The sequence below is a fragment of the Streptomyces sp. WAC 04229 genome, from assembly GCF_003947455.1.
Taxonomy (GTDB): domain Bacteria; phylum Actinomycetota; class Actinomycetes; order Streptomycetales; family Streptomycetaceae; genus Streptomyces.
The window spans coordinates 48331-73233 of record NZ_QHJH01000004.1; the positions used below are offsets into that span (position 1 = coordinate 48331).

General features: G+C 69.6%; 20 protein-coding genes. 8 read left to right on the forward strand and 12 right to left on the reverse strand.

Features of this window, described 5'->3' with window-relative positions; genetic code table 11:
- The first annotated feature begins 120 nt into the window (after window positions 1–120).
- The 3 genes from DMH12_RS01935 (at window position 121) to ccsB (ending at window position 4473) form a co-directional block, all read left to right on the forward strand.
- Window positions 121–1182 carry a zinc-binding dehydrogenase gene (locus DMH12_RS01935; protein WP_125489762.1) on the forward strand — a complete coding sequence of 354 codons (1062 nt, stop codon included), beginning with the start codon at window positions 121–123 and terminating at the stop codon, window positions 1180–1182.
- Window positions 1183–1703: 521 nt separating this feature from the next.
- A complete protein-coding gene (locus DMH12_RS01940; RefSeq protein ID WP_125489763.1) occupies window positions 1704–3101 on the forward strand; it encodes a flavin monoamine oxidase family protein in 1398 nt (465 codons plus the stop codon).
- 256 nt (window positions 3102–3357) lie between these two features.
- Window positions 3358–4473 (forward strand): c-type cytochrome biogenesis protein CcsB, encoded by a 1116-nt coding sequence (ccsB, locus tag DMH12_RS01945; protein ID WP_125489764.1) that lies wholly within the window; start codon window positions 3358–3360, stop codon window positions 4471–4473.
- A 1059-nt stretch (window positions 4474–5532) separates the two neighbouring features.
- Here the strand turns inward: ccsB and DMH12_RS01955 are convergent.
- The 3 genes from DMH12_RS01955 to DMH12_RS01965 all read right to left on the reverse strand — a co-directional run bounded on the left by DMH12_RS01955 (window position 5533) and on the right by DMH12_RS01965 (window position 8731).
- On the reverse strand, window positions 5533–6114 hold the full coding sequence (locus DMH12_RS01955; protein ID WP_125489765.1) for a nuclear transport factor 2 family protein: 582 nt from the start codon (window positions 6112–6114) through the stop codon (window positions 5533–5535).
- 153 nt (window positions 6115–6267) lie between these two features.
- Window positions 6268–7713, reverse strand: a complete 1446-nt coding sequence (locus DMH12_RS01960) for an amidohydrolase family protein (protein ID WP_125489766.1) — start codon at window positions 7711–7713, stop codon at window positions 6268–6270.
- A gap of 58 nt (window positions 7714–7771) precedes the next feature.
- Entirely contained in the window at window positions 7772–8731 is a 960-nt protein-coding gene (locus DMH12_RS01965; RefSeq protein WP_125489767.1) for an amidohydrolase family protein, read from the reverse strand.
- A 76-nt stretch (window positions 8732–8807) separates the two neighbouring features.
- Here DMH12_RS01965 and DMH12_RS01970 point away from each other — a divergent pair, with 76 nt between their 5' ends.
- Window positions 8808–9644, forward strand: a complete 837-nt coding sequence (locus DMH12_RS01970; RefSeq protein WP_125489768.1) for an IclR family transcriptional regulator — start codon at window positions 8808–8810, stop codon at window positions 9642–9644.
- Window positions 9645–9738: 94 nt separating this feature from the next.
- Here DMH12_RS01970 and DMH12_RS01975 read toward each other — a convergent pair whose 3' ends face one another.
- Entirely contained in the window at window positions 9739–10311 is a 573-nt protein-coding gene (locus DMH12_RS01975; RefSeq protein WP_260473983.1) for a flavin reductase family protein, read from the reverse strand.
- A 306-nt stretch (window positions 10312–10617) separates the two neighbouring features.
- On the opposite strand from DMH12_RS01975, the gene DMH12_RS01980 reads away from it, so the two are divergent.
- Window positions 10618–11826: an acyl-CoA dehydrogenase family protein gene (locus tag DMH12_RS01980; RefSeq protein WP_125489769.1), complete on the forward strand. Its 1209-nt coding sequence runs from the start codon at window positions 10618–10620 to the stop codon at window positions 11824–11826.
- 8 nt (window positions 11827–11834) lie between these two features.
- Here the strand turns inward: DMH12_RS01980 and DMH12_RS01985 are convergent, their stop codons facing one another.
- Both DMH12_RS01985 and DMH12_RS01990 read right to left on the reverse strand, forming a co-directional pair.
- The gene (locus tag DMH12_RS01985; RefSeq protein WP_125489770.1) at window positions 11835–13202 is read right to left on the reverse strand and encodes a CdaR family transcriptional regulator; all 1368 of its coding nucleotides are present in this window, start codon (window positions 13200–13202) and stop codon (window positions 11835–11837) included.
- Between the two features lie 176 nt (window positions 13203–13378).
- Entirely contained in the window at window positions 13379–14059 is a 681-nt protein-coding gene (locus DMH12_RS01990) for a GntR family transcriptional regulator (RefSeq protein WP_125489771.1), read from the reverse strand.
- A 115-nt stretch (window positions 14060–14174) separates the two neighbouring features.
- Here DMH12_RS01990 and DMH12_RS01995 point away from each other — a divergent pair, with 115 nt between their 5' ends.
- From DMH12_RS01995 to DMH12_RS02005, 3 genes are all read left to right on the forward strand, one after another.
- Entirely contained in the window at window positions 14175–15038 is an 864-nt protein-coding gene (locus DMH12_RS01995; RefSeq protein ID WP_125489772.1) for a fumarylacetoacetate hydrolase family protein, read from the forward strand.
- An 81-nt stretch (window positions 15039–15119) separates the two neighbouring features.
- Complete coding sequence (locus DMH12_RS02000) at window positions 15120–16076, forward strand: VOC family protein (RefSeq protein ID WP_125489773.1); 957 nt, start codon at window positions 15120–15122, stop codon at window positions 16074–16076.
- Window positions 16077–16087: 11 nt separating this feature from the next.
- Window positions 16088–16765, forward strand: coding sequence for an FAD-dependent oxidoreductase (locus DMH12_RS02005; RefSeq protein WP_260473987.1), 678 nt, complete (start codon window positions 16088–16090; stop codon window positions 16763–16765).
- Window positions 16766–17357: 592 nt separating this feature from the next.
- On the opposite strand, the gene DMH12_RS38895 is transcribed toward DMH12_RS02005, so the two are convergent.
- The 6 genes from DMH12_RS38895 to DMH12_RS02035 all read right to left on the reverse strand — a co-directional run bounded on the left by DMH12_RS38895 (window position 17358) and on the right by DMH12_RS02035 (window position 24127).
- Window positions 17358–17657, reverse strand: coding sequence for a DDE-type integrase/transposase/recombinase (locus DMH12_RS38895; RefSeq protein WP_185832099.1), 300 nt, complete (start codon window positions 17655–17657; stop codon window positions 17358–17360).
- A gap of 371 nt (window positions 17658–18028) precedes the next feature.
- Window positions 18029–20233, reverse strand: a complete 2205-nt coding sequence (locus DMH12_RS02015; protein WP_125489775.1) for a glycoside hydrolase family 65 protein — start codon at window positions 20231–20233, stop codon at window positions 18029–18031.
- Window positions 20234–20236: 3 nt separating this feature from the next.
- The gene (locus tag DMH12_RS02020) at window positions 20237–20998 is read right to left on the reverse strand and encodes a triose-phosphate isomerase family protein (RefSeq protein WP_125489776.1); all 762 of its coding nucleotides are present in this window, start codon (window positions 20996–20998) and stop codon (window positions 20237–20239) included.
- A 13-nt stretch (window positions 20999–21011) separates the two neighbouring features.
- Window positions 21012–21629: a 6-phospho-3-hexuloisomerase gene (gene hxlB, locus DMH12_RS02025; protein WP_125489777.1), complete on the reverse strand. Its 618-nt coding sequence runs from the start codon at window positions 21627–21629 to the stop codon at window positions 21012–21014.
- Window positions 21630–21690: 61 nt separating this feature from the next.
- On the reverse strand, window positions 21691–22449 hold the full coding sequence (locus DMH12_RS02030; protein WP_221763099.1) for a nitroreductase family protein: 759 nt from the start codon (window positions 22447–22449) through the stop codon (window positions 21691–21693).
- A gap of 277 nt (window positions 22450–22726) precedes the next feature.
- The gene (locus DMH12_RS02035) at window positions 22727–24127 is read right to left on the reverse strand and encodes a tol-pal system YbgF family protein (RefSeq protein ID WP_125489779.1); all 1401 of its coding nucleotides are present in this window, start codon (window positions 24125–24127) and stop codon (window positions 22727–22729) included.
- Window positions 24128–24903: the final 776 nt, after the last annotated feature.

The following is a 24903-nucleotide window of genomic DNA, read 5'->3' on the forward strand; positions in this document are numbered from 1 at the left end:
GGGCGGCCGCTTGACAGGCGACCTCGTCAACAGACACGGTTAATCGACATGGTCATGTGACCATGTCGTGCGTCTGAGCTGCAGGCGTGCGCTTCTTCCCGAGCACATCGAGGTTTGCGCATGAACACCATGCTGGCCGGGCGGCTTCGCCTGGACACCCGCACCTTCGCCGTCGAAGAGGTCCCGATCCCGGTTCCCGGCGCGGGCGAAGTCCTCGTCGAAGTGCGGGCCGCCGGCGTCTGCCTGTCCGACATCCATCTGATCGACGGCAGCCTGAGCCCCTTCTACCCCGTGGACACCGTCAGGGACTCCGGTGCCCTCACCCCCGGCCACGAGGTGGCCGGTGTCGTCCATACCGTCGGCCCCGGCGTCAAGGGCGACTGGACCCCCGGCCTGCGCGTCGTACTACAGGCCGGTCAAGCGTGCGGCGACTGCGCCGACTGCCTGCGCTACATGACCTGCCGCAAGCCTCTGACTCGAGGAGTGGACTACGACGGCGGTTGGGCGCAGTACGCCCTCGCCCGGGAGGACACCCTGCTCCCCATCCCGGACCACCTGCCGTTCGACCAGGCCGCGATCATCCCCGACGCCGTCTCCACCCCGTACGCCGCGATCGTCGACACCGGCGCGGTCCGCCCCGCGCAGGCAGTCGGCATCTGGGGAGCCGGAGGTCTCGGCGCCCACGGCATCCGGCTCGCCCGCCTGGCCGGAGCCGCCCCAGTCATCGCTGTCGACCCGCTGGCCTCGGCCCGCGAGCGCGCCCTCCTGTTCGGAGCCGACGAGGCGCTGGACCCCACGGCCGGAGATTTCACCGAGGCGGTGCGAAGGGCGACGGCAGGGCGGGGCATCGACGTCGCCTTCGACTTCGCCGGCGTAGGAGCTGCCCGCGCCCAGGCCGGCACCGTGCTCGGCCCGAACGGCGTCCTGGTCCTCGCCGGCCTCACCCCGGAGCCGGTCAGCGTCGCCGACAGCATCGACTTCTGCTTCAACGTCCGGCAGATCCGCGGACACTACGGCTCCGAACCCGAGCACGTGGAACAGCTCGTCGCGCTGGCCGCCGCCGGACGGATCGACCTCGGCCCCTCCGTCAGCGCCCACGTCCCCCTGGCCGAAGCCGCGGACGCCGTCGCCCGGCTGGAGAAGAAGATCGGAGACCCGATCCGCCTCGTACTCACCCCCTGAGCACGGCGGGGTGGAGTCCGGATCACCAGGCACGACGCGGCCGACCCGGATTATTCGGCCACCCCGCGCCGACAGGGCAGCCACTCAAGTCTGTTTTGACTTTTTTCGAGGGATCAGAAATCAGCCGAAGCCGGTGTTCCATTACGAGACCGGACGGCGAGCAACTTCACGATCGCCGAATTGTTCGAATGAAGCCACAGGCTTCGGGCGTGGCGAGGTATGACGTGCCACATCGCTCGTCAATCGGTGATGCTCCGAACTCAGGAGGAGGTCGGTGCATCGTGCACTCGCCCCGACCGAGACAGGTGCACTTTTCTGTTGCAGCTGGACTCCACAATTGGGACGGTGGAAACGTCGGAACCGCGTCCAAGGAGGAGTCGGAAACTGACATAGGCGCCGCGGATTCAGGCGTGGCACGTCACCATACCTGGCGCGGCATACAGCAGTCTCGAAATCCCTTACTGACCCGATCACCCAATACATCTCACAATACGCAGACCGCGTGAGTGAAGGAGGAAAGCATGTCGAACTCTCTTAAGGGCGGAACCGAGGAAACAGCAGTCGACGTCGTGATCGTCGGCGCCGGCTTCGCCGGCCTGACCGCCGCAGAACGGCTGGGGAACATGGGCGTGTCGGTCTTGGTCGTGGAAGGTCGCGACCGCGTCGGAGGCCGAGCGTTCTCAGGCGAAGTGGCCGGGGTCAAGGTGGACCTCGGCGCGACGTGGGTCGCACAGCGGCACACTGCGATCCGAGACCTCGCGAGCCGGTTGGGGTGCACCACGACCAGTCAGTTCGACGAGGGCGACAACGTCCTGTGGATGGACGGACAGCGCAGCACCTACACCGGCACCTTTCCCGAGGTCTCACCCGAAGCCTTGGAAGACTTGGCCCGTATTCAGATGGCGGTGGCGGAACTGACTTCGACCATCAACGTCGATGCGGCTTGGGAATCCCCGGACGCCGGCCGGCTCGACGCGGTCTCGTTCGGAGAATGGCTCGACCAGCAGCAGGCGACAACGAGCACGCGGGCGCTGATGACCATCCTCACCAAGGTGCAGTGGGGCTGCAGCCCGGGGGATGTCTCTCTGCTGCACGCGTTGCGCTACATTCGCGCTGCAGGGGGCGTGGAGCACATGCTCAGCGTCGAGGGCGGTCAGCAAGAGGAGCGAATCACCGAAACCACTCAGGAGATCGCCGTGAGGCTCGCCGAGCAACTCGGCGACAGGGTTGTCGTCGGTGCCCCTGTTCGACGAATCACCCAGGACGACAGCGGCGTCACGGTCAGTACCGACTCGAAAGTGATCAACGCCAAGTACGCCATCGTCACCGCCGCCCCCTCGCACCGCGTCGATATCGAATTCCAGCCTGCCCTGCCCGACAAGGCGGAAGGGCTCGCGAAGACCTGGCGTCTGGGCACACTGAGCAAGGCGTTCGTCGCCTACGAGAAGCCCTTCTGGCGGAGCAGCGGGCTTTCGGGTGAGGCACTGACCGACACCGGTACCGTTTTCATCACCTTCGACGTTTCGCCCGATGACAGCGGACCAGGCGTCCTGATGGCCTTCTGCGACCCTCGCGTATTCGACGGTTTCAACTCGGCGGATCGACGTCGCCGGGTGATCGACCAGCTCGTCGGGCTGTACGGCGCTCAGGCGAGCACCCCCATCGACTACGTGGACCACTGCTGGGGCCCGGCGTCCGAACCGTTCGCCCCGGGAGGGCCGAACCCTGCTGTAGCCCCCTATGCATCCGTCAGTTACGGCAGCGCCCTCACAGAGCCTCACGGGCGCATCCACTGGGCCGGGGTAGAAACCGCCGGCGAGTGGGCCGGAACCATGAACGGCGCCGTGCTTACGGGCCAGCAGACAGCCGAGCGGGTCGCACAGCGGCTTGGAGGGCACGCCGACAAGGGTGCCCAGTAGGCAGCGCTGCGGGGAGCCGATCTCGGCAGGCCGAACCGGAAGGCGTGGCAGACAGCTGCGTCGACCGGCGAGAACGCCGCCGAATCGGCTCCTGGCATCGCCGCCAGTGCTGCGGGGGGGCAGGGCAGTCGGGTTCCTCGTCCTCCAGGAACAGGACCGGGCCGGGGGCGCCCGCCGCGCCGAAGAACCCCGAGAACCGCGCCATCCCCAAACCCCCCGACACCCACGCCGTCACTGCCGAAGAGACTGAGAAGAAGTGAATCTCGCCGCCGCGACCAACGAGCATCTCGCGAACGTCAGCAACACGCTGATCTACTCCGCGATGGCCGTCTACACCCTGGCCTTCTTCGCGTACATCACCGAGTGGCTCTTCGGCAGCCGCAGCAAGGTCGGCCGTACCGCCGCCGCACTCACCGCCGGCGCAGCCACCAAGGCGGCGTCCGGCCCGGCCGTCACCGTGAAGAAGGCCGGGGGCACCGCCGTACTGCAACGGCCGCAGGTCGTGGTGCGCTCCGCCTCCGGCTCCCGTGACGTGCCCGACGGTCCCGGCGCGCACGGCGGCACCGAGAAGGGCGACCTCTACGGACGCATCGCCATCTCACTGACCGTCCTCGCCTTCGCCATCGAGGCGGGTGGCGTGGTCTGTCGCGCCCTGTCGGTGCAGCGGGCGCCGTGGGGCAACATGTACGAGTTCAACATCACGCTCACGACGGTCGCCGTCGGCGTGTACCTTGTCCTGCTCGCCTTGCGAAAGAACGTCCGCTGGCTCGGCCTGCCGCTGGCCACGACCGTCCTGCTCGGCCTCGGCCTCGCCGTCACGGTCCTGTACACGGCCAGCGACCAGCTCGTCCCGGCCCTGCACTCGTACTGGCTGTACATCCACGTCTCGACCGCCATCTTCTGCGGCGCGGTCTTCTACGTGGGCGCGGTCTCCACGATCCTGTACCTCTTCAAGGACTCGTTCGAGAACAAGCTCGCCTCCGGCGGCACCCCCGGCCGCTTCGCCAACTCGGTCCTGGACCGGCTGCCCTCCGCCGCCTCCCTCGACAAGTTCGCCTACCGCGTCAACGCCGCCGTCTTCCCGCTGTGGACGTTCACGATCATCGCGGGCGCCATCTGGGCGGGCGACGCCTGGGGCCGCTACTGGGGCTGGGACCCCAAGGAGACCTGGTCCTTCATCACCTGGGTCGCCTACGCCGGCTACCTGCACGCCCGCGCCACCGCCGGCTGGAAGGGCCGCAAGGCCGCCTACCTGGCCCTGGCCGCCTTCGCCTGCTGGCTGTTCAACTACTACGGCGTCAACATCTTCGTCTCCGGCAAGCACTCCTACGCGGACGTTGGCCTGGGCGCCCTCCAGTCGGTCAGTTTCTGAACCGGCCCCCTACTGCGGGCCGTCACCGCGGGCGACGCCCGTGACGACGTCCCGCAGCCGTTCCACGTACAGCCGCAGGTTCTTGTGGGCGACGTCGGTGTCCGGGTAGCGGCTTGCGAACCACAGGCCCTCCAGCCAGAGCCTGTTTCAGGTAATTCCGCGACCGTCTTCTGCCCCAGCTCCCGGCTCGCTTCCGCGACAGACGGAGCCGCGCTTCTTCTCCGCATAGATCTGCGTGAGGCCCATCGATCGCGTCATCCTGCGTGCCGAACCCGCCCTTCTCGACCTGCTTCCCCAGACCGCTGCGGAAACGGATCGTGTATGGGTGCGGCCTCCGCATCGGCCTGGCACAGCCGCAGCCCTTGGAGAACGACCCCATACCGCAGGCGAGTTGACGAGCCACGCGACGCACCTTCCGAACAGGAGCCGGGCATCTGCACCCAGGCCCCCGCCGCGGCGATCGCCAGGTCAGCAACCCAGGACGCCCTCGCACCCGATGCTGACCAATTGCTGACCTGAGCGGCCCTACTATGCCTCTGACCTGCACAAACGCCCAGATGCTAGATCTTGGACTTGAACAGAGTACGCAGCACTTTGGACTCCTCTGAGACGGCTCCCTGCCTACTTCCTCCAGGTCAAGGGCGGTCTCGACTGTACACCGGCACGCGCCGAACGATGCTTGTGAGGAACATCGCTCCGGTCAGGAGATACGGCCCCCACCTGGGCTTTCACGCCGTCTCCGACGACTGTTAGGGCAATTCTCCGGGAACGCTCTGCGGCTCATGCTGACCGAATGCTGACTTACCTGATGAACCATCAACCGAGCGAGCCCCTTTCCGCGTCCACATACCGCAGACCTGTCAAACGTCGTCGGAACCTACGCACGAGTACTGACACCGCGCGGCTGATGCCGACCGCGGCCCGTGCTTCGTGAGTTCAACTCGGAGCGATCGTCGCGATGTCAGGCGCGATGTCCAGCACAGGAGCGCCGCCGCCACGTGGGCCGGGTTGTCCTCCACCTTGACTCGGCGCTGTCCGGCTGCCCCCGGCCGGGCAGGCTCAGCCGCGGAGCCACTTCAGTGTCTCGGTGTAGAAGGCCGCCGTGCGCTCGGGCTGGTCGTCGCCGAGCAGGTCGGTGGCCACGTCGTAGCCGCGCCGGGCCAGGTGCCAGGCGAGGAGCGCGTACGGCGCGCGGTGGCGAGCGAGGTCCTCGCGGGGAATGGTGATGTGCCCGCCCGGGACAGCGGGGTGGAGAGTGTCGCGCTCGTAGACGCAGTCCAGCGCGACGATGCCCCAGCGGCCGTCGCGTCGTTCGAGGCGGTGGACGATGCGGGTGTAGGAGACGAGGTCGGCGGTGACGCCGTCGACCTCGGTCCGCACCTCGATGCCGGCGGGTGTCTCGACGAACGCTCGGTCACCCACGATCCGGACGGTGGGCGGGGACAGGCGGTGGACGCTCGCGTCCCCGCGCCCGGACATGGCCTCGGAGGCGTCCACGAACCCCGGCCCGTCCCCTCGGTACCAGCTGAGAGTCACGATGGAGTCGGGCCAGTAACAGGCCCGCATCTGGTCCCACCAGCCCCGGTCACGTCCCTGGCGTTCCAGCAGTACGGTCTGGGTGACGACGTCGATGTCCGTCATGGGTGTTCCTCTTGTCATGTCATACCGGATTGTCATGGCGTGCCGGGCGAGGGGATCGCGGGTCTCCGGGCCGGAGTCGGTCGGCGGATCGTCCGCACGGTCGACCGCGGACGAGCGCCGCCGTGGCGCCGAAGGCGCGGTGAAGAGCCGGGATCAGTGAGCGCCGGGCTTGGCGGCGACTCGTTCCAGCACCGCGTCGAGGTCGGCGCGGGACCACCAGGAGCCGTCCCGCATCACGCCCGCGATGTGGTGCAGGGCGGTGTGGTCCCGCAGCGGGTCCTGGTCCAGGAGCACCAGGTCGGCGGACATGCCGGGAATGCCCCGGCCAAAAGCGCCCTCCTCGCCCAGGAAGCGGGCCGGTTCGGTCGTCGCCATCCGCAGAATGGTCAGCGGGTCCAGTCCGGCCTCGGCAAGATAGTCGAACTCGTCATGGAGGGCGAAGCCGGGGATGATGCCCGCCGCCCCGCACGCGTCGGAACCCGCGACCATCGGGACTCCGGCGTCGGCGAAGGTCTTGGTCATCCGCAGCTGCGCGGCCCAGTGGCCGCGCAGGGCTTCGCGGGTGGCGTCGGGAAGCCTGGAGAACTTCCTCGCCGACTTGTCCCACGCACGCAGCTCCTCGGGTGCCATGTAGCGGCGTCGCGGGTCCGCGGTGTGTTCCGGCGAGTCGCCGAACTGCTGCGTGTGGACCCGGATCAGGGTCGGGCACTGCCAGGTGGTGTGTTCGACGAACAGGGCGGCCAGCTCCTCCGCCTTGTGCTGGTCGTAGGAGCCGTCGGCGAGCTCGTAGGCGTGGGCCTCCGTTTCGGACGTGCTCGTCGCGGGGTTCACCGCCATGCCTTTGACGAGTTTCATCACCAGCTTGTCGGCACCGGGGAACTTCACCTTGGGGATCGGCGGGAGCTTCCGGGCGGCGTTCTTGGCCCGGACCTCGGCCTCGCGGGAGGAAGACGCCGCGAACATGGTGACACCTGGGCCCAGGTGCTCGATCGACCAGACACCACCGCGCGCGGCCTCCCGGGGGTCGAGATCGGACGGCAGGTGACCGCCCAGCAGGATGCCGAGCCGGTTCGCCTCCTCGAGGGCGGCCATGAAGGTGACCCGGGTGGTGGCACCGGCCTTGATGAAGTCGGCGCCGTCCCGGTGCTGTTCCCGTACGGCCCGCACCGCTGACTCGACCGTGCTCGCGTTCAGCGGGGTCAGCAGGTCGCCGGCGGTCGCCTTGAGCGCCGGTGCGCCGGTCGGCCGGGGCAGCGTGCCCTCGCGCCGGGACTTCAGCAGTGTCCTGCTGCCCGACATCTGGCGGAAGCCGACGACACCGCCGGCGAGCATCAGCGCATAGGTGCCGTCGACGTCCTCCGGAGTGTTCAGGGCGTGCATGTGCATGTCCATGAACGCCGGGACGACGAATCGGCCCCGCCCCTCCACCACGTGGGCGTCGGCCACCGGCGCGCCGGTCGTCGTCACCGACGTGATGTGGCCGCCCTCGACGACCACGTCCCGGCCCGGGGTGCGGCTCCCGTCCAGCGGGTCGACGACGGTGACGCCCCTCAGCACCACCCGCCCGTTGATCGCGGACGGCTCAACGTACCTGCTCATGTCGCTCCTTGCTGTGATCGCTGCGGCCCGGCCGCCCGTTCCTTCGGCCGGCGGGCGGTCATGCCGCGTTCGTGGTGAACAGACGGCGTGCGTTGCGGGTGGTGAGGTCCCGCCAGGTGTCGGTGGCGGACGGCTGTACGGCCGAGTCGACGGACTCGACCTGGGCCAGGGCCGCGTCAGCGGGTGTCCAGCAGTAATCGCTGCCGTACAGGAGACGTTCCGTACCGAATGCCGCGTCGAGCGCCGGGATCTGGCGCGGGAAGGGCGTTCCGGCCATGTCGTACCAGAGGCGGCCCAGCTGCTCGACGGTGCTCGGCGCGTCCCCGGGGTCGCCGCCCAGCAGGGTGCGGAACAGTTCCATGCGGTCGGCGAGCAGCGGCAGCACTCCCCCGCCGTGGGTCAGGACCCAGCGGATGCGCGGATGACGGGCGAGCACGCCGCGGAAGAGCAGGTCACTCGCGGCGCGGGCGGTGTCGAAGAGGAACTCAAGCATCGGCCGCGGCCGCCCCAGGACGATGTCTTCGGCGTGGGGCGGTGAGGTGGGGTGGACGAAGACGACAGCGCCGCGGCGGTCGAGATCCTCCCACAGCGGTTCGAGCCGGGGGTCGCCGAGGTAGAGGCCGTGATGGTTGGTCTCCACCGCCACCGCGTCCGCGCCGAGCTCGTCGAGCGCGTGGGCGGCCTCGGCGAGCGAGCCCTCGACGTCGGGCAGCGGGAGGGAGGCGAAGTGCCCGAACCGCTGCGGATGCTCGGTGCGGATCCGGGCACCGAACGTGTTGACCTCCCGCGCGAGAGCCCGTGCGTCGCCGTCGTCGCCGAAGTGCACGCCCGGGGAGGAGATCGACAGGTAGGACTTCTCGATCCCCGATCGTTCCATCAGGTCGAGATGCTGTTCGACGCTCCACGTGGGCCAGCCGGGCATTCCGTCGGGGTGCTCGACACCGGCCGCCCGGGCCGCGGCGACGTAGGTGTCGGTGACGAAGTGGGCGTGGACGTCGATGAGTCCGGTCGAGGTCATGCGGGGCTCCTGGGGTGCTGTTCCGTACGGCTACCACCGTAGGAAGGGAGGCCGTACATTGGCATGAGTGATTCCGATGAATGAAACACCTGGTTCTGACGGTGGTGCGCGGCCGCGGCGCGGAGGCCGGCCCGCCGAGGGGCAACCGGTCATCGACCGGGCCTTCGCCCTGCTCAACGCCTTTGACAGTGATCACCGTGCGCTGTCCCTCGCCGACCTGGCACAGCGCAGCGGCATCCCCCGCAGCAGCGCGCTGCGGCTCGCCCGGTCGCTCGTTCACGTGGGTGCGCTGGAACGTCTCGACGACGGTCGCTTCGTCGTGGGGCTGCGATTGCTGGAGACCGCGTCCCTGGCGCCTCGTGGTCACGGGCTGCGGTCCGTGGCCATGCCGTTCATGGAGGACCTCTTCCACGTCACCCGTCAGCACGTGCTGCTCGCCGTGCGCGACCAGGGGGAGGCTCTGCTCGTCGAGCGGTTGTCGGCGCTCGACGCCAGTCCCGTGCGTTACCGGGTGGGCGGCCGCCTGCCCCTGACGTCCACCGGCGTGGGACTGGTGCTGCTCGCCTTCGCACCGCCGGCCGTCCAGGACCGGGCCATCGCCGCCTACGAGCCCGGGGACGGGGACGACGACATCCGTACCCCGGCCGACCTGCGCCGTGCGCTCGCTGAGGTACGGCGTGGCGACCACGCCCTCGGCCGTCAGAGCCGCCCCTGGCGGCTGAGTACCGTGGCCGCGCCGGTGCGGGACGGCGACGAGGTGGTGGCGGCGCTGTCGGTCGTGGCACCCAGCCCAGGTTTCCCGGACGCGGGTTACGGCCCGGCCGTGCGGGCTACGGCCCGTGCCGTTTCCCGGCGGCTCTCGCAGGACGGCCCTCGTGCGATCCCCTACGGAGGGACGGACGCGCGCCCATGAGGGCGCGGGCGGACGAGACCGCGCGGGTGGGCCGGGCCTTCCCGTGGGCGCCGTCGTGGCGGGTGGTCGATGGGCTCACCGTGCGGACGACACCTCAGATGTCCCACCAGTCGAAGGCGCGGGTGGGTGCGTGTACGCCACAGGCCCGGTCCAGGCGGACCAGTTGGCCGCGGTGAAAGATCAAGGGCTTGTGGCGGCCGCTCGCTGCGGCCAGCCGCCGCACCCGGCCCACGATCGCCACGTGGTCACCGGCGGGAAAGCTGTCCTCGACGTCGCACTCGACCCAGGCCGCCGCCCCGCCGAGGCGCGGTGCCGCGCCGGCCGTCAGATTCCAGTCGCCGGTGGCGAACCGGTCCGCCGTCCGTCCGGCGAAGGCCGCGCACACCCGCTGCTGGTCCTCGGTCAGCACGTTCACGCAGAAGTGACCGCAGTCGACGATCGCCGCGGCACTGGCCGAGTTCCGGCCGCAGTAGAACACCACCAGGGGCGGTTCGAGGGAGACGGAGGTGAAGCTGCCCACGGTGACGCCCACCGGGCCCTCCGGCGTCGCGGCGGTCACCACGCACACGGAGGTCGGCACATGGCCGAGCACCCGGCGGAACACCGCGGGGTCGGCCGTCGTGGCGGGCAGGTCTGTCGCGGCGGGGGCGAAGGCGGAAACGGACACAGCGACCTCCAGGGAAGCGGGAGCCGGGCCGTGCCGCCTGTGGTCGCACGCGGCGTCGGCGGCGCGGGTTTTCCCCAGTGAAGCCACGGTTGCCGCCCCATGACATTGGGCCGGGCGCCCAAGCCGGGCGGGCGGTCCTGGGCGCCGGGCGCAAACCGCGGACGAACTGGTCCGACGGCCCAATCCGCGCGACCAACTCTGCGGTCCCGGACACAGGACAGGCGCGCGGGCCCGGCGTGGAATCCCGGTAGCGGCACCTCGCAAGGTGAGGTGCGCCGCCTGAGCCGCGCAACCCGGGAGGATCCCATGACCACGACCGCAGCCGCCCCGCAGACGACGCCCCAGTCCGCCGCAGCGCTCAAGGAGAGCGCGGCAGCGTTGGTGCCCCTGCTGCGGGAGAACGCCGCCCGCACCGAAGCGGACCGGATGGTGGCGGAGGAGAACATCGCGGCGCTGACCGAGGCCGGGTTGTTCCGCCTGACCGTGCCGCGGCGCCTCGGCGGCCACGAGACGGACTTCCGGACCTTCCTGGAGATCACCTCCGAGCTGGCACGCGGGTGCGGGTCGACGGCCTGGGTGACGACGCTGGTCAACGTGTGCAACTGGATGGTCGGCCTCTACCCCGAGCGGGCGCAGCAGGAGGTCTGGGGCGAGAACCCGGACGCGCGGGTGTGCGGGGTCCTGGCTCCCAGCGCCACCACGCGGGCGGTCGAGGGCGGGCTGGTCGTCACCGGCAGGTGGGGCTTCGCCTCGGGCAGCCTGCACTCCCAGTGGGCCTCGCTCGGCGTTCCCGTCGTGGACGCCGCCGGCCAGCAGATCGACCAGGGTGCCGCGCTCATCCCGATGCACGAGCTGACGATCGAGGACACCTGGTACGTGGCCGGCATGCGGGGCACGGGCAGCAACACCCTCGTCGCCGACGAGGTCTTCGTGCCGGCGCACCGCATCCTGTCGGTGACCCAGGGGGTGCAGGGGGCCTACCCGACCGAGCACAAGGACGAGGCACTGTACCGGTCCGCTCTGGTTCCGGTGCTGGCACTGGTCCTGGCAGGGCCCCATGTGGGCCTGGCCCAGGCGGGCATGGACGTGGTCACGGCCGCCCTCGCCAAGGGCCGGGGCATCTCGTACACCTTCTACGAGAAGGCCAGTGAGTCTCCCTCGACGCAGATCCAGCTGGCCGAGGCGGCCCAGCTGATCGACACCGCCAGGCTGCACCTGATGCGGGCCGCCGACGACATCGACAGCTGGGCGGCGCGGGGCGAGTACATGCCGTTCGAGACGCGGGCGCGGGTGCGGATGGACACCGGGTACGTGGCCCGCCGCTCCCGCGAGGCCCTGGATCTGCTGCTGAGCGTCCAGGGCGCCGGCAGTTTCGCCGAAGCCAACCCGCTGCAGCGGATCTGGCGGGACCAGGAGACGGGCAGCCGGCACGCGGTGATCAACCCGGCCATCGCCGGCGAGCTGTACGGGCGGTCACTCCTGGGCATCCAGGAGCAGGTCACCCCCCTGATCTGAGCGGATCGTCAGGAGCGAGGGCCGTCGTGCGAGTCGTTCTCCGCCGGCCGGAGTACCGCGGACCCCAGCGTGTGCGCGGCCTCCAGCGCCGTCATCACCTCGGGCAGCCGGGCCGCCGGATCATGGCCGAGGAATTCCTGAGCGCGCTTGACCCGATAGGTGACGGTGTTGCGTGCCACGTGCAGCTGGGCCGCGGCGACCGTCAGACTGCGCTCGTTGCGCAGGTACAGGCGCAAGGTCCGGCGCAGTTGGTCCGCGGGCCGGCTGTCCACCGCCAGCGCGCCCAGCCGGTCGCCCACGAAGCGGCGCAGGGCGGGCAGGTCAGTGGACATCAGGGCCGCCAGTTCGACGTCCGGGTAGTCGACGACGGGGCCCACACCGTGCGGGTTGATCCGCATGACCCGGGCGGTGTGCAGCGCGTCGTGGTGCGACTGGCGGAACCCCGGCAGCCCGTGGCGCACCGAGCCGCAGGCGAGGCGGACGCCTTCGGTGGGACGGACTTCTCCGGAGGCCGGGGCGGCTGGGGGCGCGGCCTGTGGCTCGCCCCACGCCCACACGGTGGTCCGGCCGGTGGGCAGGACCAGCGTCGAGGCGCAGCCGCGCAGGTGCAGCAGTTCGGTCGCCGCCCGCTGGAGATCCCCGGTGGCGTCACCGGCCTGGTCGCCGCACCAGGCGACGACGGCCAGGTGACGTCCTTCCAGCCGGTAGCCGAGGAGTTCGCTCGCGCCATCCTGCCGCACCGGCTGTCCGTCGAGGATCGTGCGGACGGTCTCCTCGCGGGCGGCGGCGCCGCTGGTGAGCCACCGGTCGTGCTCGGCGAGGTACTCCGCGGTCATCCGGGAGGCGAACCCGTCGATGAAGTCGAACAGCAGCTCGGAGATGCGACGGAACTGCTCCGCGCGTTCGGACGGTGGAACCAGCTCCTGACACGCGGTCATCAGGGCGTCGGTCAGGGCCGCGTGGGCGACCCGGATGCCGCGCAGCACCTTGTCCAGGCCCAGGCGCCGCCGGGCGAACTCACGGTCTCCCATGAGGGACTCCTCGGGCATCGCCCGGTCGGACTCGGGGCCGGCGAGCAGGAGCAGCGTGTGCAGTGTCGCGGCCTCGGTGCCCATCCGCAGGGTTTCGAAGGGGCCCGGTCCGCCGCCCAGTTCCGGGACCTCGCGGGTGATGACGCGGGCCAGTTCGTGACCGACCGCGACCGCCCAGGCGACAGGCCGCGGTCCGAGCCGTTCGGTCGCCTCGGCGAGGCCCTGCGGCGAGCTGGCCGGCGCGGGTGGCGCGTCCACAGTGCCGGGAGCGTTTCGGTCGTCCGCGTGATCGGGGGTGAGCCGGTGGATCCAGCTGGAGGAACCGTGTTCTTGGTGAGCCGTCATGACGCCGTCCTTGCCGTCGTGAGAGCAGCCTGCGCTGCGTTGCCGCGCCGATCGACAGCGGGCCGGTACCGCGTCGTACGGTGCCACCGTATGCCGTACCGCACGACCGGGCCCGCCGCCGGTCCCGGCCACCCCGAATGCTGCGGCCGGCGCCTTGTACGGGATGCCCGGCCGGGCTACACGACCGCGGCGGGGTCCTTCTCGATCACCGTGCGCAGGGCCTCGGAGGTACGGTCGATGTGCCGGGCGAGAAGGTCGGCCGCACCGTCGGCGTCCCTGCGCAGCACGGCGTCGGCGAGCTGCTGGTGTTCGCCCGCCACGTCGCGGTCGACGTCGTGGCCCACGGGCCGGGACCAGCGCCGGTACAGCGTGGCCGCGTCCCGCAGGCTGAGGGCGGCGGCCAGCAGCCGGGTGTTGCCGCACGCTTCCAGCAGGGTCTGGTGGAAGCGCTCGTGCACGGTGAACCAGTCGTTGTCCAAGGTGCCGTCCGGCCGCACGGGGTCAAGGGCGGCCAGGTGGTGGTGGGCCGCGACCACGGCCGCCTCCCACTTGATGTCCCCGCGTTCGATCGCCCGGCGCAGCACCAGGGTCTCGAGTTCGACGCGGGCCTCGGTGAGGTCGTTCAGATCGTCCAGGGACACGGTGACCACGCTGAAGCCCTGCTGCGGCGCGGCATGGACGAGGCCCTGCTCGGACAGGCGGGTGAGGGCCTCGCGCACCACCGACTGGCTGACCGAGAAGCGCTGCGCCAGCTCCACCAGACGCAGCCGCTGTCCGGGCCGCAGTACGCCCTGGAAGATGTCCTCGCGAATCCGCGCGTGGACGATGCCGCCTCTAGTCGCCTTCTCACCAGCCATGACTGAGCACCGTAACAGAGAAACGACACTCGTAGAAATTATCGTTAATCTCTTGCCTTATCGAAAATGCGAGGCAAGACTTCGAACGGACATCCCGCACAGCACGGAGGGCCTCATGCGCCTGGCAGACATCGACGGACGACTGGTGATCAAGGGCCCGGAGGGCTACATCGACGCCGCGGAGGCCAGTGGCGGCCGCTTCGGCCCGGACGCGCAGTCGGCGCTGACCGAATGGGAGGCGTTCTCCTCCTGGGCCGGGGAGTTCCTGGCGTCACCGCAGGCCGCCAAGGCCCCTGTGGTCGGCACGGACACCCGCACGGTGTGGGGACCACCGGTCCCCCGGCCCGCCCAGATCTTCGCGGTCGGCCTGAACTACCGTGACCACATCGCCGAGTCGAAGCTGGACGTACCGACCGAACCGGCGGTGTTCACCAAGTTCCGCACCTCCCTGACCGGCAACGAGGCGGCCGTCACCCTGCCCGACGGCCTGGTCGACTGGGAGGCCGAGCTCGTCGCCGTCATCGGCCGGCACTGCCACCACGCGACCCGTGAGACGGCGTGGTCCTACGTGGCCGGGCTGACCGTGGGGCAGGACCTCTCCGAACGCCGCCTGCAACTGACGGGGCCCGCACCGCAGTTCTCCCTCGGCAAGTCCCACCCGGGCTTCGCCCCGATCGGCCCGGAACTCGTCACCACCGACGAGTTCGCCGACCCGGACGACCTGGAACTGGGCTGCCGGCTCGAAGGCGGCGAGGTCCTGCAGAAGAGCCGCACCTCCGCGATGGTCTTCGACGTCCCCGAACTCGTCGCCCGCCTGTCGGCCGTGTGCCCCCTGCTCCCCGGCGACCTGATCTTCACCGGCACCCCGGCCGGTGTCGGCGGCGCCCGCACCCCGCAGAAGTTCCTCGCCCCCGGAGACGTCCTGGTCACCTGGATCGAGGGCATCGGCACCCTGCGCAACCCGATGCTCGCCCCCTGACCCGCCCGCGAGGCCGTGCGCCGACCGTCGACCCCGATGTCCGCACCGCGCCGTCCCGCCGATCCGAAAGAGCCGCGAACCATGTCACTGCACCGACTGACCCAGATCGTCATGGGTGTGCCGAACGTCGAGCGGACGGCCGCCTACTACGCCGACTTCGGCCTCACCCCTGCCTCCGACACCTCCGGCATTCCCGCGGAGGCACCCCGCACGTTCTCGACCGTCGACGGCGGGGAGCAGCTGCGCATCGTCCACGCGTCCCGGCGCCGCCTGGTCGAGCTGGGCGTGGGCGCCGACAACCCCGACGACCTCGACCGGGTCGCCGCCTCCCTCGCCCGGCTGGACGTTCCCGCACACCGCACGCCCGACAGCGTGACGGCCGTCGACCCGGGCACCGAGGTCCTGGTCCGCGTGGAGCTCGCCCCGCGCCTGTCGCAGAGTCCGGCCCCGGTCGCCCCGTACAACGCGCCCGGCGTCACCGCCCGCCTGCACGAGCGGGCACCCGGCATCCTGCGCGAGGACAAGGTCCGCCCCCGCAAGCTCGGGCACGTTGTCCTCGGCTCCACCGACCAGGAGACCTCCCAGCGCTTCTTCCTGGAAGGCATCGGGTTCAGGGTCAGCGACACCGTCAGGGGCATGGCCGCCTTCATGCGCTGCTCCACCGACCACCACAACGTGCTCGTGCAGCAGGCACCCGTCGCCTTCCTGCACCACACCTCCTGGCAGGTCGACGACATCGACGAGATCGGTCGCGGCGCCACCGCCATGCTGGAGACCGACCCCGACCGCCACACCTGGGGCCTGGGCCGCCACCACATCGGCTCGAACTTCTTCTGGTACCTCAAGGACCCGGCCGGCACCTTCTCCGAGTACTACTCCGACCTCGACTGCATCGTCGACGACGCCCTGTGGAAGCCGGGCGTCTTCGAGGAGAACGCCCAGGCCCTCTACTCCTGGGGCCCGCCCCCGCCGGCCTCCTTCCTCGCCCCCGAGGACCTCGCGGCCCTGATGACCGGCGCCCACGCACCGGCGCAGTGAGGACGACCACCATGCACCAGCACACCGCCGATCCGGGCCACAGCGACGTCCTCGTCGTCGGGGCCGGCCCGGTCGGCCTGACCACGGCCCTGTACCTGGCCCGGGACGGATGGCGGGTCACCGTCCTTGAACGGTGGCCCACCCCCTACCCCCTGCCGCGCGCCGTGCACTTCGACGACGAAGTGGCCCGCCTGCTCGCCGACGCCGGTCTCGGCGACCGCCTGGACACGCTGTCGGAGCCGGCCGACACCTACGAGTGGCGCAATGCGGACGGCGCCACCCTGCTGCGCTTCGACTGGTCGGGGCCGGGACCGTCCGGCCGGCCGCGCGCCTCCATGACCTACCAGCCCGACCTGGAACGGGCCCTGGCCGAGGCGGTCGAGGCTCGCCCGGAGGTGACGGTCCTGCGCGGCCACGAAGCCGTCGGCCTCGTCCACAACGAGCGGGGCGTCACCGTCACCGCTCAGGACGTCACCGGCCGACGGCACGAGCTGACCGCCGACTGGGTCGTGGGAGCGGACGGCGCCCACAGCTTCGTACGACGCCACATGCCGACGCGCATGACGGACCTCGGGTTCTTCTACGACTGGCTCATCGTCGACGTACGCCCCCAGACCAAGCCGCTGCACCGACGTCGACCAGGCATCCGCTGGAGCGTCTGTCCCCAGACTGGGCCAGACTCATGCTGACCATATGCTGACTTACCTGACGACGCGCCAGGTGCGCACTGGTCGAGCACGGAGCCACCCTCCGCGTCGGCCTGGAGGACGGTCAACGCCCCCGGCAGGGGGCTTCATCCGTCTCAAGGCATGCTCACTGCCAGGTGGGCCGTACCCACCTGCCGTGGCGCCCGGCCCTATTCCGAAGCGCCACAACACCGGTCTCTGCCAAGCGCCGGCCTCTGGCCAGCCGATTCACATGGCATTCGGGCCCACCGGGTCACTGTGCGACGGGGCACCATACAGCTGCCGCGGCAACCGCAAGTTCAGGTAGCGGTCTCATTCACCTCCCTCCCAGGTTGATGCCGCACGCCTTCATCTTGAGGAGTTCCTCGCGCCAACTCGACGGCCGGGTAGCGGCTGAAGTGGAACTCCCCCATGACCGGAATCCAGGGCACGCCGTCCCGGATCAGGCTCTGGCTGTCCACGGTCAGCGAGAGCGGCGCGGTGTTGGAACTGCCGCGGCAGTGCCGTCCTGGTCTCCTCGGTCCACGCCCTCGTCGGACTGCCCGGTCGGGCCAGACCGTGCCAGGGCCGACGGGGCTTGATCAACTCCGTCTTGCTAGAGGCCGATCTGGGACTCCATGAGCGCGTCGTCCAGGGCTTCGCCGGCGGTGCCGATCGAAGCATCGATGCCGGCCTCGAGGAGATGAGCGGTGAACGCGAACGACGTGTACTGTCTGCCCGCATCGGAATGATGAACCAGCCCTGGACCAAAGGGAGTTCCGGCGCGATCCCGGCGCCACAGCGCCATGTCGAGGGCGTCCAGGACGAGTTTGGCCCGCTTGCTGGTAGAGGCGGACCAGCCGACGATCGCCCGGGAGAACAGATCCACGACGAACGCGACGGTGAAGTCGGCCACCCACCGCTTGATGCGGGACAACCTGTCACCGGCGCACTCTGCATCTACAACCTCATCACGATGGAAGTCACATCCGTATGACCAGTCCCCATGAGGCGGCGGCCACCCGGCGTGAAACCCCGCCCACCTTGAGAGTGTCTCTCTGAGTGAGCGTTCTCGCGTGGGCACTGACCGGGTGACGCCGACGCGGCCGAGGTGGGGACCGCTCCGCACGAAGCTCCCGTGCCGTTGAGGGAAGTGTTCGACGTCTCAACTCAGCTGCACGGGAGCCCTGTTGCCTACCCTGCCGCAGACGCGCGCCAGGGTCTGACGCCCTCGCCGACCTCCTGCTCGCAGCACGCAACGGAAGTGCAGCGACCAGAGGGGTCACCTCACGTACGGGTACCGGTCTCCTTCTCCGTGGCGAGACGGAGAGCAGCCGCCATGGCACCGAGATGAACGCCATAGGACGTTCCGCTGCGGTCGGCGCCGTCCGTGTCGACTCGCAGCGCCCGACGGACGAACTCCGCGGCCGCCGGGTGCTCGATGGCATTGAGTACATGGGCGTGCACGGCGGCGCTGAGGGTGGACCCATGAGTGGTACGCGGCAGATAGTGATCGACGGTGCGCTGCCAGGTGTCCGTGGTTGCGGGATACCCCAGGTGCTGGAGGAGGGCCATCAGTTCCTCCGGAGTGAAGAGATAGCCGAGCATGAGGGTGTCGGCCTGTTTGCTCAGCCGATAGCGGTTGGGGTGATCCCCCTCGCGCTCGAGAATGCGGTCGAGCCTTCTGAGGTCCGGATAACGTGAGCGGTAGCCGTTCCAGTCGAACTCGGCCAGGTCCTCCCATCCTTCGAACTGGCTGATGACTCCCTCATGAAAAGGAATGTGTAACCGGCGCGATATCTCCAGCCAGCACCGCGGTTCGTCCGGCGCCATGGAGAGCAGCGCCGTCAGTCGCTCCCGGTGCTGCCCGGGCATAGCGCACCACAGTCGATAAGCCCGGATGAGCGTCCAGGCAGCCGTGACGTTTGTGTAGGCGTTGTCCTCCAACCCCGGCACGGGACATCCGGGGTACCCGTCGTGGTACTCGTCCGGTCCCATGACGCCCACGAGGTGGTAGCGGCGACCGTCGAAGTGCTGGGCTGCCGAGGAAGCCCACATACGGGCCGTCTCGAGAATCATTTCCGCCCCTCGTGCGTGCAGGTAGGCGATATCGCCGCTGAGACGGACGTACTGGTCAACGCTGTACGCGATGGCGGAGTTGATGTGCCGTTGGAGGGCGCTGTGGTCGGCGGTCCAGCGGCCGCTCAGCGGATTCGCGACGATCGGCAGGGTCGCCTCGTGTCCGCTCGCCGCGCTCTGCCAGGGGTACAGCGCACCTCTGAGGCCCGCCTTCGCCGCGGCGGCGCGGGCCGCGGGGAGCCTGCGGTACCGATAGTCGAGCAAGGCGCGGGCTGTGCGGGGCCACTGCTGAGAGAGCCATGGCACGGCGAACAGTTCGTCCCAGAAGACGCGTCCCTGGTACTCCTCTCCATGCAGTCCTCGGGCCGGAAAGCCTGCGTCCAGACCGGCGATGTGGGGGGACGTCGTCTGCAGAAGGTGAAACTGGTGCAGCCGGTGAACCTGCTTCGGAACGGAGGGGCTCGGTCGTGGGGACCGGTGGTACAGCTTCCGCCAGGCCTCCTGGTGACGGGCCAACAGTTCCGCGGGGTGTGGTGCCGAAGCCGCTCTCTCGGCCGCTCGCTCCCCCACGTCCTCCGGGGAGAGTGTTCGGGAGGTCAGCTGGGCGACAGTTTTGACCACCTCGACCTTGCCCGCACGTGCCACCGGCAGGCGCAGCAGTGTACGCGGGCGCAGAGGGCGAGTGCTGTCCGCGTCCAGGGATCTGACTGACGGCCGGGCGGCATTCTCCCTCAGGACCGCGGTTGCGGCCGCGACGCCGACGGACACTCCGGTGCCCACGGTTCGGCAACCCACGGTCACAATGTGCTCGTCGGCCCGGGTAGCGCAGTGGAAGTCGGTGAGGTAGTGCCCCCCGAAAGCGCGGTATCGGTCCACCTGGCTGTTGCGAACGGAACCGTCCAGGGCAGACTCCACTTCCAGGACGCCCTGCCAGTTTTCCGCGGTGACCTCGGTCCTCACCAGAGCCAGAGCCGGGTCGTCCATGCTCACCAGGACCGCTTGTGCCACTCGGGTCCGCCTTCCCCGAAGGTCTCGGTACCGGACGAGGCGGGTCAGCACTCCGTTACGGAGGTCGAGCCTGAGATGGTGGCTCAGGATCTCGGTGCTGTCGACGGACAGCCAGGGCTCGTCGTCCTCGTCTCCGGTAAGAGGCCGCAGGCGCGTCCACAGCCAATCGGGCAGGTTGGCCATGGCCTCGCACTGCACCGTTCGCCCCTCCACCGACAGGGAGGTACGCCCGTAGCACCCGGCCGCGTAGGTACCCCTGTAGTGAGGCCCCTCGGATTCCTCGCCGGGCACGGCCGCGCGTACGCCGAAGGCCCCGTTGCCGAGGGCGCACAGCGTCTCGCGAATACCTTCCTCCTCGGGCCGGTACCCCTCGTACTCCCACACCCATTCGCTGTTCGTGCCCAACGGTCACCTACCGCTGCCCGGTTCGTGCCTCGGCGCAGCGAGAAGTTCGCTCAGCACGTCGTCGAGCATCGCACCGTCCTGGGCGGCCCTGCCCAGTGCCACCCCGTCCCAGGGAGCCAGCCGGCGGAGGGCGGAATAGGTTCCCGCCGTGACAGCGCCGCCGTAGATGACACTGAGACTGACATGGTCGGGTGCCCCTTGGCGCAGGGCGTCCAGCACTGCGGCCGCCTGGTGCGGTTCGGCGCTCCGCGCGCCGCCGATGGCCCAGACGGGTTCATAGAGGATGACGGCCGCTGCACCGGTGGGCAGGGAGCCCAGGACGGTCGTCGCCTGTTGGTGGACGCGGGCCACGGTCTCCGCGGGGCCTGAGCGCTCTTCCTCACCGACGCAGATCACCGGGGTCAGGCCGGCGAGCGCGGCCGCCCGCGCCTTGCGTCCGACGAGTCGGTCGTCCTCGCCGAACAGGCGGCGACGCTCTGCGTGTCCGACCATCACGTGTGTGCAGCCGATCTCTGCCAGCAGGTCGGCGGAGACCTCTCCGGTTACCGCTCCCTCCTCGTACCACGCGTTCTGGGCCCCGATCGTCATGCCGGTGCCCCTTACGCGTCGCACTCCGCCAGGAAGAAGCGGGTGAGGCAGGCACACGCAGAAGCGCAGCCGTCCCAAGGGGTTGGCTCTGGGCAGGAGGACGTCGTCGATCCACTGTTCGGTCTGCCGCAGGCCGAGGTTCATCTTGGTGCTGGTCAGCGAGACTGGTGTGGTCACTTGTATCCCGTGCCTATTCGAGGTTGGTGTGCAGGGCGAGCATGTCCCGCGGGTCGACCTTGTGCAGCCGCTCGTAGGCGAGGACGAGGGAATCGAAGAACAGAAGGGCCCCTTGCTCGAACAGGGTGCCGACGAACTGAACGGACCGGTCCAACTCGTGGTCCTGGCCGTACTCGGCCAGGTGGACCAACAGGTCGGCCCGCCGGGCCAGACGTGAGTCGGCGCTCGCGGTCACGACGGCTATCTTGGCGCCCGCGTCCGCGGCGGTCTCCGCCGTCATCACCGTGGTGGGGGTCTCTCCTGAGCCGCTGCACACCACCAACAGGTCGTCGGGGCCGATCGGCGGAGTGGTGACGTCGCCCACTACGTGCGCGCACAGGCCCAGGTGCATCAGACGCATTGCGAAGCCCTCCGCGGAGAGCTTGGAACGTCCGGCTCCGGCGACGAAGATCCTCCTGGAGTCGCGGAGCGCAGTGGCGAGGCCGGCGCAGGACCGATCGTCGACATGGGAGAGCATTGCGTCGAGTTCCCGTACGACGACCCGTCGGGCCGAGGCGTAGGGACCGTCGACCCCCACGGCAGTGTCGGCCGGCGATACCTCGATCTCGATGTCCTTGTCCTGGTCGACCATGCCGTGTCCGTCCTGTTCCTGGCGATGGGCTCGTTCGTCGCGTTCTGTGGAGCGCAAGGGGTCAGGAGCGCCAGAAGTCCTGGTGCACCACTTCGTCGACACCTCTGCGGGGTGCGGGGCGGAAGGACGTGCCCTTCGGATGGGCGACGGCCATGAGTCCCGCCTGGGTGACGTGTTCCGGCAGACGCAGGACCTCAGCGGCCTCCTGGGCACGGGCCAGGTGCAGTGCCGTCACCGCACAGGCCAGGCCGCGCAACCGCAGGGCGAGCATGAAACTCCACATGGCGGGCCAGATCGACCCGTAGTACACGGAGTGCGCCACGTGATCCACCGGGGCAGGCAACCCCAGCTTCCTGAACCTCTCCTCGAAGTCGCCGGGTGACAGGCTCAGGCAGGGCACCACGAGGACAGGCACGCGGTGCAGGTGCTCCGCCAGATGCGCCGACGCTCGCCAGACGCCGGTGCGTTCCGGTGACTCGGCGGCCTGGTCCGCCATCGCCTCCAGATAGGGCTGGGCCGCCCTCCGGTAGCACTCGGCCAGTCGGCGCCTGCTCACGGCGTCCGCCACCACAACCCACTGCCACGGCTGGTCGTTGGAGCCGTTGGGCGCCTGCAACGCATCCGACAGAGCAGCGTGCACCAGACGGATGTCGACCGGACGATCGAGGTCCAGACGCCGCCGTACCGACCGGGTCGTCGTCAGCAGTTCCTCGGCGCTCAGCTTCCCTGTCGCCGGCGCGGAGTGTGGTGCGCGCGGGCCGGCCTCTGCCTGCGCCGCGCGGGGCTCTTGCTGCTCGGTGGCATGGCACGGGTCGTTCACGGTATGCGCCTCCTGTTCCGGTCTCTCGTCTGTGTCCTCGCTCCGGCTCCGTCGGAGGCTCTGGGCCATCCCGTCGAGGCTCCGGGCGGAGGAGCAAGGCCGGCGGGCCTCGTTCGGCTTCGTCACCGGCTTCGGTGCCGAGCGACTCCTTCGCTTCACCGGCCCGCGGCGGCCATGCAGTGCGACTGTCCCGGAGGTGCCTCGTCACACGCCCCGGTGAGACGGCGGGCGTGAACGCGTTGAACACCTGGCCGTCCGCCCGGCGTCGCCCGGCCGTTCAGTCGGACGTGTCGATCGCGCGTGCCCCGGACCGGACCGTGCCCGGCCCGGCGGCGAGGTGCGAAATCCTGTTGATCAGCGCAACGGCCTCCGGAACGCGCCGGAAGCGTACGAGCCGTGCTTGCAGCTCCTTCAGGAGCACGGCTGACCGCTGGGAGCGGAGGAAGGGATACTCCTCCATGAACAGGCGGCCGTACACGCAGGCTTCGTCGACCTGGCCCAGGTCCAGCAGGACGAGGGCGACGCGCACTTGGCTGAGCGCTCTTCGACGGCGTTCGTGCGAAGGGCGGTCCTCGGCCGCGTACCTCAGTGCGTCAAGGGCCGCCGGGGTGTCGCCGAGGCGCAGGAGAACCAGCCCCTTCCGGTAGGCCATTCCGGCTTTGGGGTAGCAGGTGAAGGGCCCGGGGCGGGAATGGGCCCGGTCCAGGCAGGCCTCGGCCGTGTCCATGTCCCGGTAGACGGTGCGGGACTCACCGGACAGCACCCGGACATAAGCACGCTGCACGAGCACGAACGCCCGTAGGTCGTCGCCGTTCTCGACGTCCGCGGCGGTGATCGCCCTGTCGGCGAGGTCGATCGCGTAGGACAGCGCACCCACCCGGACCGCCTGCACGCTCAACGCCCTGAGCGTGATGGCGCGCGTACGCCAGTCCTGGTTCTCGGCCGCGGTCCTCAGTGCTGCGTAGTAGTAACGCTGTGCCAGTCCCGCGTGGCCGGCGTCCGCCGCCATGTCGCCCAAGGTGTGGGCGAGTTGGCCGGTGACTGAGAGTAGGTCCTTGCGTAGCAGCGGCAACGCCGGCTTCATCAGCAGCCGACCGATGTCCTCACTCAGATACGAGGCGAACGAGGATCGACCGTGCCCTCCTCCGAACAGAGACCAGTTCCTGGCGAACTGGTCCGACATGTACCTGGCTCTCACCACGTCGGCTTCACTGACCTGAGCGCCGCGGACGCCAGGACCGACGTCCCTCGGGAGGCCAACCGGTTCGAGACCGGGCGGGACGGACTGTCTGAAGACGACACGCACCAGCCTCGGACGCTGTGCTGGATCGGCGTCGGCTCTCGCCAGGGTCACCAGGCCGCGGAGCGGGTCCCCCGGTCGCCCACGTTCCACCTCGTCCTCCCACCCGTCGTCGGCGGCGGTCTCGGCCAGGCCCGTCTCCTCCGGGTTGATCGGACGCCCGGTCCGTCGGGTCAGAGCTTCGGCGACGAACTCGGGAACCGGAGCCTTCGGCCGGGAGCCGGCCAGCCAGTGGGCCACCGCTGTCCGGTCGTAGCGCAAGGACATTCCCTGGGCAGCCGCCAGGCGGTCGACGTCCCTCGCCAGTTGCGCGGCGCTCAGATTCGCTTCGGCCAGCAGTTGCGCGAGTAAGGCATTGCGTGTGCGACGGCGTGGCATGATCCCCCTCCTTCACATCCAGTTCTGCCGTGACGACTCGGCAACCGCTACCGGCGTACGGACTGAACAGCTTTCATCGTGCTTGTGGTGCGAGCTGTGCCAATGGCCCGGTCGGGGCAGCGCGCGCACTGCCCCGAGTCGTTGACACCCGTACGCGAGGGTGCACACCCCATGTGCGGCTGAGGGCCTTGGAGGAACGGTCGTCGGCGCAAAAGCCGTGTGAGTCGGTCGACGATCAGTCGGCGTGGGACCGCGAGGTTGCCACCGGGGCTCCGTATGCAGGAAGGGTGGCGGAATGCTCCCTCTCCGAGCCCTTGCTACCTGTCTTCTCCCGAAGCCGTCCATACATGCTCGAACCCGCACCTTTGACTCATCTTTGATGGCGCAGGTGGAGGTGTCGGCCCTGCGTCGACCGCCATGGGCTTCCGGCCGGAGCGAGCCGCCGGCACACGACTCACCGGAGCAGGGCTTCAGCGGTGCCGAACCCCTCCGCGTTCAACATGCACACGCCTCGTCGGCGTGTCCGGGGTGTGCAACGCACGCTCAGGGTGAGACGCGGTGCATGCCTTCCGGTGAGAAGCGGCCGGGGGCACACCGTGAACCCGGGTCCACTCTCTTCGCCTGCCCGAAATTCGCACCGGAAGTGCTGCCACGAAGTGGCATCGAGGGAAGCCCAGTATGATCTTCCGAGACATCTGCGGCCTATCGCGTCGCGGAAAACGTAGCAGGAGAGGAGGCGGCCCAGAACTTTGTCGACGCACTCGGCCCAGTCGGCG

Bases quoted from the DNA above. Each gene is read 5' to 3' on its own strand.
- DMH12_RS01935 (WP_125489762.1), top strand. From the start codon at position 121: ATGAACACCATGCTGGCCGGGCGGCTTCGCCTGGACACCCGCACCTTC.
- DMH12_RS01940 (WP_125489763.1), top strand. From the start codon at position 1,704: ATGTCGAACTCTCTTAAGGGCGGAACCGAGGAAACAGCAGTCGACGTC.
- DMH12_RS01955 (WP_125489765.1), bottom strand. From the start codon at position 6,114: ATGACGGACATCGACGTCGTCACCCAGACCGTACTGCTGGAACGCCAG.
- DMH12_RS01960 (WP_125489766.1), bottom strand. From the start codon at position 7,713: ATGAGCAGGTACGTTGAGCCGTCCGCGATCAACGGGCGGGTGGTGCTG.
- DMH12_RS01965 (WP_125489767.1), bottom strand. From the start codon at position 8,731: ATGACCTCGACCGGACTCATCGACGTCCACGCCCACTTCGTCACCGAC.
- DMH12_RS01970 (WP_125489768.1), top strand. From the start codon at position 8,808: ATGAATGAAACACCTGGTTCTGACGGTGGTGCGCGGCCGCGGCGCGGA.
- DMH12_RS01980 (WP_125489769.1), top strand. From the start codon at position 10,618: ATGACCACGACCGCAGCCGCCCCGCAGACGACGCCCCAGTCCGCCGCA.
- DMH12_RS01985 (WP_125489770.1), bottom strand. From the start codon at position 13,202: ATGACGGCTCACCAAGAACACGGTTCCTCCAGCTGGATCCACCGGCTC.
- DMH12_RS01990 (WP_125489771.1), bottom strand. From the start codon at position 14,059: ATGGCTGGTGAGAAGGCGACTAGAGGCGGCATCGTCCACGCGCGGATT.
- DMH12_RS01995 (WP_125489772.1), top strand. From the start codon at position 14,175: ATGCGCCTGGCAGACATCGACGGACGACTGGTGATCAAGGGCCCGGAG.
- DMH12_RS02000 (WP_125489773.1), top strand. From the start codon at position 15,120: ATGTCACTGCACCGACTGACCCAGATCGTCATGGGTGTGCCGAACGTC.
- DMH12_RS02005 (WP_260473987.1), top strand. From the start codon at position 16,088: ATGCACCAGCACACCGCCGATCCGGGCCACAGCGACGTCCTCGTCGTC.
- hxlB (WP_125489777.1), bottom strand. From the start codon at position 21,629: ATGGTCGACCAGGACAAGGACATCGAGATCGAGGTATCGCCGGCCGAC.
- DMH12_RS02035 (WP_125489779.1), bottom strand. From the start codon at position 24,127: ATGCCACGCCGTCGCACACGCAATGCCTTACTCGCGCAACTGCTGGCC.